The sequence below is a fragment of the Streptococcus sp. HMSC066E07 genome (genome assembly GCF_001814695.1).
Classification (GTDB): domain Bacteria; phylum Bacillota; class Bacilli; order Lactobacillales; family Streptococcaceae; genus Streptococcus; species Streptococcus hominis.
In genome coordinates, this window is record NZ_KV817463.1 from 144,771 (window position 1) to 152,747 (window position 7,977).

Annotated in this window: 11 protein-coding genes; 10 read left to right on the forward strand and 1 reads right to left on the reverse strand. The window is 40.2% G+C overall.

Annotated elements, in window-relative coordinates; genetic code table 11:
• The 4 genes from HMPREF2984_RS07710 to HMPREF2984_RS07725 all read left to right on the forward strand — a co-directional run bounded on the left by HMPREF2984_RS07710 (nt 1) and on the right by HMPREF2984_RS07725 (nt 3,228).
• The gene (locus tag HMPREF2984_RS07710) at nt 1–951 is read left to right on the forward strand and encodes a branched-chain amino acid ABC transporter permease (RefSeq protein ID WP_049533465.1); all 951 of its coding nucleotides are present in this window, start codon (nt 1–3) and stop codon (nt 949–951) included.
• On the forward strand, nt 951–1,715 hold the full coding sequence (locus HMPREF2984_RS07715) for an ABC transporter ATP-binding protein (protein ID WP_049533464.1): 765 nt from the start codon (nt 951–953) through the stop codon (nt 1,713–1,715). The genes HMPREF2984_RS07710 and HMPREF2984_RS07715 overlap by 1 nt, the downstream gene beginning before the upstream one ends.
• A complete protein-coding gene (locus HMPREF2984_RS07720; protein WP_049533463.1) occupies nt 1,715–2,425 on the forward strand; it encodes an ABC transporter ATP-binding protein in 711 nt (236 codons plus the stop codon). Before HMPREF2984_RS07715 ends, HMPREF2984_RS07720 begins: the two co-directional genes overlap by 1 nt.
• 146 nt (nt 2,426–2,571) lie before the next feature.
• Entirely contained in the window at nt 2,572–3,228 is a 657-nt protein-coding gene (locus tag HMPREF2984_RS07725) for a CBS domain-containing protein (RefSeq protein ID WP_003025613.1), read from the forward strand.
• Nucleotides 3,229–3,294: 66 nt separating this feature from the next.
• Here the strand turns inward: HMPREF2984_RS07725 and HMPREF2984_RS07730 are convergent, their stop codons facing one another.
• Entirely contained in the window at nt 3,295–4,158 is an 864-nt protein-coding gene (locus tag HMPREF2984_RS07730) for a YitT family protein (RefSeq protein ID WP_059221034.1), read from the reverse strand.
• A 154-nt stretch (nt 4,159–4,312) separates the two neighbouring features.
• Between HMPREF2984_RS07730 and tmk the strand changes: the two genes are divergently transcribed.
• From tmk to HMPREF2984_RS07760, 6 genes are read left to right on the forward strand one after another with little or no spacing between them, the layout of a single operon-like run.
• Complete coding sequence (gene tmk / locus HMPREF2984_RS07735; protein WP_003028324.1) at nt 4,313–4,951, forward strand: dTMP kinase; 639 nt, start codon at nt 4,313–4,315, stop codon at nt 4,949–4,951.
• Nucleotides 4,948–5,841 carry a DNA polymerase III subunit delta' gene (locus HMPREF2984_RS07740; RefSeq protein ID WP_070671003.1) on the forward strand — a complete coding sequence of 298 codons (894 nt, stop codon included), beginning with the start codon at nt 4,948–4,950 and terminating at the stop codon, nt 5,839–5,841. The genes tmk and HMPREF2984_RS07740 overlap by 4 nt, the downstream gene beginning before the upstream one ends.
• A 34-nt stretch (nt 5,842–5,875) precedes the next feature.
• Nucleotides 5,876–6,193, forward strand: coding sequence for a DNA replication initiation control protein YabA (gene yabA, locus HMPREF2984_RS07745; protein WP_049508256.1), 318 nt, complete (start codon nt 5,876–5,878; stop codon nt 6,191–6,193).
• A gap of 2 nt (nt 6,194–6,195) precedes the next feature.
• Nucleotides 6,196–7,062, forward strand: coding sequence for a 16S rRNA (cytidine(1402)-2'-O)-methyltransferase (gene rsmI / locus HMPREF2984_RS07750; RefSeq protein WP_070671005.1), 867 nt, complete (start codon nt 6,196–6,198; stop codon nt 7,060–7,062).
• Between the two features lie 2 nt (nt 7,063–7,064).
• Nucleotides 7,065–7,571, forward strand: a complete 507-nt coding sequence (locus HMPREF2984_RS07755; RefSeq protein WP_003043140.1) for a methylated-DNA--[protein]-cysteine S-methyltransferase — start codon at nt 7,065–7,067, stop codon at nt 7,569–7,571.
• Between the two features lie 18 nt (nt 7,572–7,589).
• Nucleotides 7,590–7,943: an arsenate reductase family protein gene (locus HMPREF2984_RS07760; protein WP_049533461.1), complete on the forward strand. Its 354-nt coding sequence runs from the start codon at nt 7,590–7,592 to the stop codon at nt 7,941–7,943.
• The last annotated feature ends 34 nt before the right edge of the window (nt 7,944–7,977 follow it).

The following is a 7,977-nucleotide window of genomic DNA, read 5'->3' on the forward strand; positions in this document are numbered from 1 at the left end:
ATGAAAAAGAATGTAAAAGTAAATATTCTATGGTTTGTGCTCCTTCTTGCTGGTTACGGTTTGCTGACTCTCCTTGTCAGCGCTGGAGTTTTGAATGATTTTTACTTGCAAATCTTACAGCAAATCGGTATTAACATTATTTTAGCAGTAGGGTTGAATTTGATTGTCGGCTTTTCTGGTCAATTTTCTCTGGGGCATGCTGGCTTCATGGCAATTGGTGCTTATGCAGCTGCAATTATTGGTTCGAAATCTGCTACCTATCCTGCCTTTTTTGCGGCTATGGTGTTAGGGGCATTGATTGCAGGAGCAGTCGCTTTGATTGTCGGGATTCCTACTCTTCGTTTGAAGGGCGATTATCTAGCAATTGCCACGCTTGGGGTTTCTGAAATCATTCGGATTTTAATCATCAATGGAGGCGATTTGACCAACGGAGCCGCAGGTATCTTGGGTATTCCTGCTTTTACCAATTGGCAAATGGTGTATTTCTTTGTAGTTATCACAACTATTTTAACCATCAATTTCTTGCGCAGCCCAATTGGACGAGCAACCTTGTCAGTTCGTGAAGATGAAATTGCAGCAGAATCTGTGGGGGTCAATACCACTAAAATCAAAGTCATTGCCTTTGTTTTTGGAGCGATGACAGCTAGTATCGCAGGCTCACTCCAAGCAGGATTTATTGGCTCTGTTGTGCCGAAAGATTATACTTTTATCAATAGTATCAATGTCTTGATTATTGTGGTATTTGGTGGTCTTGGTTCGATGACTGGTACTATTGTTGCAGCAATTCTCTTAGGTATCTTAAACATGGTGCTACAAAATGTGGCAAGTATTCGTATGATTATCTACTCTCTTGCTTTGATTTTAGTGATGATTTTCCGACCAGGTGGACTTCTTGGTACATGGGAATTAAGCCTCTCACGCTTCTTTAAAAAAGATAAGGAGGTAAACTAATGGCGCTTCTTGATGTAAAAAATCTAACAAAAAATTTCGGCGGGCTGACTGCTGTTGGCGATGTGACCTTGGAGCTAAATGAGGGCGAATTAGTCGGTCTCATTGGTCCAAATGGTGCAGGAAAAACAACTTTATTTAATTTACTGACCGGTGTTTATGAGCCAAGTGAAGGAAGCGTGACCTTGGATGGGCATTTGCTCAATGGCAAGGCTCCTTATAAGATTGCTTCTTTAGGGCTCAGTCGGACATTCCAAAATATTCGATTGTTTAAAGATTTGACAGTCTTAGAGAATGTCTTGATTGCTTTGGGAAATCACCACAAAGCACATGTTTTTGCTAGCTTCTTTCGTTTGCCAGCTTTCTATAAAAATGAAGCAGAATTGCGTGAGAAAGCTCTGGAATTACTAAAAATCTTTGACCTAGACGGTGAAGCAGAAACACTTGCTAAGAATTTAGCTTACGGTCAACAACGTCGTTTGGAAATTGTGCGTGCTCTAGCAACAGAACCAAAAATTCTCTTTCTTGATGAGCCTGCTGCGGGAATGAATCCACAGGAAACAGCAGAATTGACAGAGTTAATTCGTCGCATAAAAAATAAATTCCAAATCACAATCATGCTGATTGAGCATGACATGAGTTTAGTCATGGAAGTGACGGAACGAATTTATGTATTGGAGTATGGTCGTTTGATCGCACACGGAACTCCTGACGAGATCAAAAATGATAAGCGTGTTATCGAAGCCTATCTGGGAGGTGAAGCCTAATGTCTATGCTAAAAGTTGAAAATCTTTCCGTCCATTATGGCATGATTCAGGCTGTCCGAGATGTCAGCTTTGAAGTCAATGAGGGCGAAGTTGTTTCTCTCATCGGTGCCAATGGTGCTGGAAAAACGACGATTCTTCGGACCATTTCAGGACTGGTTCGTCCAAGTGCAGGAAAAATCGAGTTTTTAGGAAATGAAATTCAAAAAGTCCCTGCTCAGAAAATTGTAGCAGCAGGCCTTTCTCAGGTACCTGAAGGACGTCATGTATTTCCAGGCTTGACCGTTATGGAAAATCTGGAAATGGGTGCTTTTCTAAAAACAAATCGTGATGAAAATCAAGCGAATCTAAAGAAAGTTTTTTCACGTTTTCCGCGTTTAGAAGAACGTAAAAATCAAGATGCTGCAACTCTTTCGGGAGGTGAGCAGCAGATGCTTGCTATGGGGCGAGCTCTCATGTCTACGCCCAAACTCCTGCTTTTAGATGAGCCTTCAATGGGACTGGCTCCTCTCTTCATTCAAGAAATTTTTGATATTATTCAAGATATTCAAAAACAAGGCACAACTGTTCTATTGATTGAGCAAAATGCTAACAAAGCCCTCTCAATTGCCGACCGTGGCTATGTTTTAGAAACAGGAAATATTGTCTTGTCTGGCACAGGAAAAGAATTGCTCGCTTCCGATGAAGTCCGCAAGGCTTATCTCGGTGGGTGAAAAAAGGAGAAAGAAGTGGTTTTCTACTTCTTTTTTATTCACTAATAATATTCTTGAAAACATAGGTAAGTAGATTGAAAGCGTTTGAAATAAACTAGAAAATACAGTATAATAGAACTGAAAGATCAAAGATAAAGGAGATTCCCATGGCAGTTAAAGATTTTATGACACGAAAAGTAGTGTACATTAGTCCAGACACGACGGTAGCGCATGCGGCGGATATTATGCGGGAGCAAGGATTGCACCGGCTTCCTGTTATTGAAAATGACCAATTGGTCGGTTTGGTGACTGAAGGAACGATTGCCGAAGCAAGTCCTTCAAAAGCGACCAGCTTGTCTATCTATGAGATGAATTATTTGCTAAACAAGACCAAAATTAAAGATGTCATGATTCGTGATGTGGTGACGGTATCACAATTTGCTAGTTTGGAAGATGCTACTTACTTGATGCTGAAAAATAAAATTGGCATTTTGCCAGTGGTGGACAACCAGCAAGTATACGGCGTCATTACAGATCGTGATGTTTTCAGAGCCTTTCTTGAAATTGCTGGCTATGGTGAAGAAGGTATTCGCGTGCGTTTCATTACAGAAGATGAAGTCGGTGTGTTGGAGAAGATAGTGCATTTGATTGTCGAAGAAAATCTCAACATCTCTAACGCTGTTAATATTCCACGCAAAGATGGCAAGGTTATCATTGAAGTTCAAATTGATGGCAATGTGGATTTGCCGGCTTTAAAAGCGAAATTTGAAGACAAAGGTATTCAGGTAGAAGACATTACCCGTACGTCAGCAAAAGCATTATAAAATAACAAAAACGCATGAGAGCAGTCTTTTAACTGTGATCATGCGTTTTTTATAATGGGAGCAAGATTATTTCTGAATAGGTTGCTTATTGACATCTAAGGTAAAGCCTTCACCAAGGATTTCATGGGCATCTGTAATGGTAATAAAGGCATGTGGATCGACGCTATGAATAACTTTTTTCATGGATTGCATTTCGTTTCGTCCAACAACGCAGTAAATGAGTTTCAGATCATTCTCGCTGTAGTAGCCTTGTCCATTGATAAAAGTAATTCCACGACCGAGATCTTCGTCAATTTTCTTTGCTAATTCTTCTGGATGGCTAGTGATAACCATGAAGCCCTTGCCGGCATAACCGCCTTCACCAATCAAGTCAATTACTCGTGAAGCGATAAAGACAAAAATCAAGGTATAAGTCACTAAGCGAACATCTTTAAAAACAAGTATAACGAAAATAAGGACGCAGAAGTCTACAGTAAACATCAATTTTCCCATGGAGATATTCGTATACTTGTTAGCGATTCGAGCAATAATATCGGTACCGCCAGTCGTACCACCGGCATTGAAAACAATTCCTAGTCCAACGCCAGCAATAATCCCTGTCAGAAGCGTCACAATCACGAGGTCGCCTTCAAGGTTAATCACGAAAGGGATTTTTTCAAAGACCGCCAGCCAAGCAGAAACGGCAAAAGTCCCTAAGATACTAGAGTACAAAAGCCGCGATCCAAAAATTTTCCAAGCAATAATGAAAAGAGGAATGTTGATGATGAGATTCATCAGTGAAACAGGAATCTTAAAAAGATAGTATGTAATGAGGGTCACACCAGTTGCGCCTCCCTCATACAAATGATTCGGAATAATCAGATAATTGATTGCAAAAGCAAAAATTCCAGCTCCTAGAATAATCGTTAGATAGTTTTTAAACTTAGACATAATAACCTCCTAATAATTTCTGTACATTCTATTGTATCAAATCTTGAAAACTTATGTATCATTTTGAAAAAATTTTTTTAAACTTTTTCTGGCAATGATTTTTCTGGAGTTTTTTGTTAAAATAGAAAGGAGAAAAAGGAAGAAATGAGTTAGTATGGCAAAAGGAATATTCATCTCTTTAGAGGGACCAGACGGTGCAGGAAAATCAAGTGTTTTAGAAGCCTTGATTCCGATTTTAGAAGCAAAAGGGCAGGCGTTTGTCACTACGCGTGAGCCTGGTGGAGTGGCAGTTGCGGAGAAGATTCGCGATGTTGTTTTAGATCCGAAGCATACGGAAATCGATGAAAAAACGGAATTGCTCCTCTATATTGCCAGTCGTAGGCAACATTTGGTGGAACGTATTTTACCTGCTTTAGATCGTGGTGAAATGGTGCTGGTGGATCGCTTTATTGATAGTTCGGTGGCGTATCAAGGTTTTGGTCGAGGCTTGAAGGTGGCTGATATTGATTGGCTGAATGATTTTGCGACCGACGGTTTGAAGCCAGATTTGACCCTTTATTTTGATATTGAAGCAGAGGAAGGCTTGGCTCGTATTGCTAAGAGCAAAGAGCGTGGTGCGGACCGCTTGGATCGTGAAAGTGTGGAATGGCATCGGCGCGTGCGTGAGGGGTATTTGTCTATTCTTGAAAAAGAGCCAAATCGTGTGAGAAAGATTGATGCTAGTCAGCCATTAGAAAAGGTCGTTGCAGATACTTTAGCAGTATTGGCAGAACGAGTTGAGAGTTTAAGATGAAAATAGAAGAAATAGCTCAGTTGCAGCCAGTTTTGTTTGAGCGTTTTGAGCACATTTTACAGCAACATCGGCTGAATCATGCTTATCTGTTTACAGGGGCTTTCGGCAGTTTTGAAATGGCTCAATGTTTGGCACAGAGCTTGTTTTGCACCAATAAAAATGGCGTTCTTCCTTGTGGAGAATGTCGAAATTGTCGGTTGATAGAAGAAGAAGATTTTTCAGATGTGACGGTTGTTCGACCTGTCAATCAGATTATCAAGACAGAGCGAGTTCGAGAATTGGTACGCAATTTTTCGCAGTCTGGATTTGAAAGCAGCAAGCAAGTGTTTATCATTTGTGATGCGGACAAGATGCATGTCAATGCAGCTAATTCGCTGTTGAAGGTCATTGAAGAGCCGCAAAGTGAAGTGTATATTTTCTTGTTGACAGCGGATGAAAATCTTATTTTGTCCACGATTAAAAGCCGAGCGCAGCTATTTCATTTTCCAAAAAATCAAGCCTATTTGCTTGAAAAATTGGAGCAGGCTGGGCTGATAAAGACACAAGCAGAATTGTTAACTGCTTATAGTCAAACAGAAGAAGAAGCCCTACGTTTGGCAGCTAGTCCAGCTTTTTTTGACTTGGCAGCAGAATGTGATCGTTTTGCATCGCTTTGCTTAAACCGGAAAGAAACTGCTTATTTGCAGGTTGCGAAGTTGGCTAGTCTGGCAGTTGATAAGGAAAAGCAAGAACAGGCTTTGAAGCTCTTAGAGCTTCTCTTTGCAAAAGAAATGCAAACAACGTGGGGACGCTTCTATTTAGAAGGTATATTTACAGCAAGAAAAATGTGGCAAGCCAATGTTAGTCTTCAAAATGCACTAGAATATATGGTGTTACAAGAAAGAGAATGATGTGCTACGTTGGCACAGGGAAATGGTAGTGAGGATGAATAAAAAAGAATTATTTGATGCTCTTGATGAATTTTCTCAAAATCTGCTTGTTACTTTAGCAGAAGTAGAAGCGATTAAGAAAAATCTGAAAAGCGTGGTGGAAGAAAATGTAGCGCTGCGCTTGGAAAATGATAAATTAAGAGAGCGATTAGGACAGGTAGAGCACGCAGCAACACCAAAAACAAAAAGAAACCGGGATAATTTGCGCAAACTCTATGAAGATGGTTTTCATGTGTGCACAGATTTTTATGGGCAACGCCGTGAAAATGATGCAGAATGTATGTTTTGTGATGAATTACTTTTTAGGGAGTAAGCATGCAGATTCAAAAAAGTTTTAAGGGTCAGTCTCCTTATGGGAAGCTCTATCTGGTGGCAACTCCGATTGGGAATATGGACGATATGAGTATCCGTATGGTAAATACTCTGAAAGAAGTCGATTTCATTGCAGCAGAAGATACCAGAAATACTGGTCTGTTGCTCAAGCATTTTGACATTGCTACGAAGCAGATTAGCTTTCATGAGCATAATGCCAAAGAAAAAATCCCTGATTTGATTCGTTTGCTGAAAAGTGGTCAGGATATTGCGCAGGTTTCGGATGCCGGCTTGCCTAGCATTTCGGATCCAGGGCATGATTTAGTCAAAGCTGCTATTGCTGAGGAAATCGCAGTAGTGACTGTACCTGGTCCCAGCGCAGGTATTTCAGCTTTGATAGCTAGTGGTCTTGCTCCGCAACCTCATATTTTTTATGGATTTTTGCCACGCAAGGCTGGTCGGCAAAAAGAGTTTTTTTCTAATAAAAAAGCCTATCCAGAGACACAGATTTTTTACGAATCTCCTCATCGGGTTAAGGCTACTTTAGAAAATATGCTTAGTATTTATGGAAATCGCTCCGTTGTTCTGGTACGGGAATTGACTAAGATTTATGAGGAATACCAACGTGGCTTGATTTCCGAAGTGATAGACCATATTTCAGAAAATCCGCTTAAGGGCGAATGCTTGCTGATTGTGGAAGGAGCGAGCGAAGAAGTGGTTGAGCAGTCAGAAGCGGATTTGTTGGCAGAGATTGATTTTCTAGTAGCAGCAGGAGCAAAGAAAAATCAAGCTATCAAAGAAGTGGCTAAAAAATATGGTTGGAATAAGAGTGAATTATATGCTCGTTATCATGAGCAAGTCAGTGAGTAAAAATGACTTTTTATAAACAAATTTATACTTCCCCTTTAGGAGAAATGTCTTTAGTTGCTGATGAGACAGGGCTTATTGGAGCCTGGTTTCTCAAGCAGAAATATTTTGAGCGTGGTTTAGAGAAGGCCACGATGCCAGTAGAAAATGATATTCTGAAAAGAACTCGTCTTTTGCTAGATGATTATTTTAGCGGAAAGTATCCAGACTTTTCGGGTCTTCCTTTAGCTGTTGTTGGGACAGATTTTCAACAACGGGTCTGGGCTTATTTGCAAACTATTCCTTACGGAGAAACAGTTACTTATGGTCAGATAGCAAAGAAGTTAGGTAATCGTTCTGCGCAGGCTGTTGGCGGTGCTGTAGGTAGAAATCCTTTTTCTATCATCGTTCCTTGTCATCGGGTGCTAGGAAGTCAAGGACAACTAACTGGCTATGCTGGGGGATTAGACAAGAAAATATGGCTTTTGGAGCATGAAGGCGTAGAGCTTAGCGAGAAAGCTTTAGATAAATGATATAAATGGAGAAATGATATGTTACGATTTATTGAATATCCAAAATGTTCGACCTGTCGCAAAGCTAAGGCTGAATTAAACCACTTGGGTCTGGACTTTGAAGCAGTAGACATTGTCAAGGAAACACCGAGTAAAGAGAAAATTCTAACTTGGATGGAAAATTCTGATTTAAACATCAAATCTTTCTTCAACACTAGTGGACTCAAATATCGTGAGCTAGGTTTGAAAGATAAACTATCAGGATTGTCCGCAGGAGAAGCCGCAGAGCTTCTAGCAACCGATGGTATGCTCATCAAGCGTCCAATCTTAGAAAAAGACGGAAAAATCCTGCAAATAGGCTACCGCACAGAATATGCAATATTAGATTTGTAAATGATAAATTGTAAAATATAGTGCAACAAAAAAA

Bases quoted from the DNA above. Each gene is read 5' to 3' on its own strand.
- HMPREF2984_RS07710 (WP_049533465.1), top strand. From the start codon at position 1: ATGAAAAAGAATGTAAAAGTAAATATTCTATGGTTTGTGCTCCTTCTT.
- HMPREF2984_RS07715 (WP_049533464.1), top strand. From the start codon at position 951: ATGGCGCTTCTTGATGTAAAAAATCTAACAAAAAATTTCGGCGGGCTG.
- HMPREF2984_RS07720 (WP_049533463.1), top strand. From the start codon at position 1,715: ATGTCTATGCTAAAAGTTGAAAATCTTTCCGTCCATTATGGCATGATT.
- HMPREF2984_RS07725 (WP_003025613.1), top strand. From the start codon at position 2,572: ATGGCAGTTAAAGATTTTATGACACGAAAAGTAGTGTACATTAGTCCA.
- HMPREF2984_RS07730 (WP_059221034.1), bottom strand. From the start codon at position 4,158: ATGTCTAAGTTTAAAAACTATCTAACGATTATTCTAGGAGCTGGAATT.
- tmk (WP_003028324.1), top strand. From the start codon at position 4,313: ATGGCAAAAGGAATATTCATCTCTTTAGAGGGACCAGACGGTGCAGGA.
- HMPREF2984_RS07740 (WP_070671003.1), top strand. From the start codon at position 4,948: ATGAAAATAGAAGAAATAGCTCAGTTGCAGCCAGTTTTGTTTGAGCGT.
- yabA (WP_049508256.1), top strand. From the start codon at position 5,876: ATGAATAAAAAAGAATTATTTGATGCTCTTGATGAATTTTCTCAAAAT.
- rsmI (WP_070671005.1), top strand. From the start codon at position 6,196: ATGCAGATTCAAAAAAGTTTTAAGGGTCAGTCTCCTTATGGGAAGCTC.
- HMPREF2984_RS07755 (WP_003043140.1), top strand. From the start codon at position 7,065: ATGACTTTTTATAAACAAATTTATACTTCCCCTTTAGGAGAAATGTCT.
- HMPREF2984_RS07760 (WP_049533461.1), top strand. From the start codon at position 7,590: ATGTTACGATTTATTGAATATCCAAAATGTTCGACCTGTCGCAAAGCT.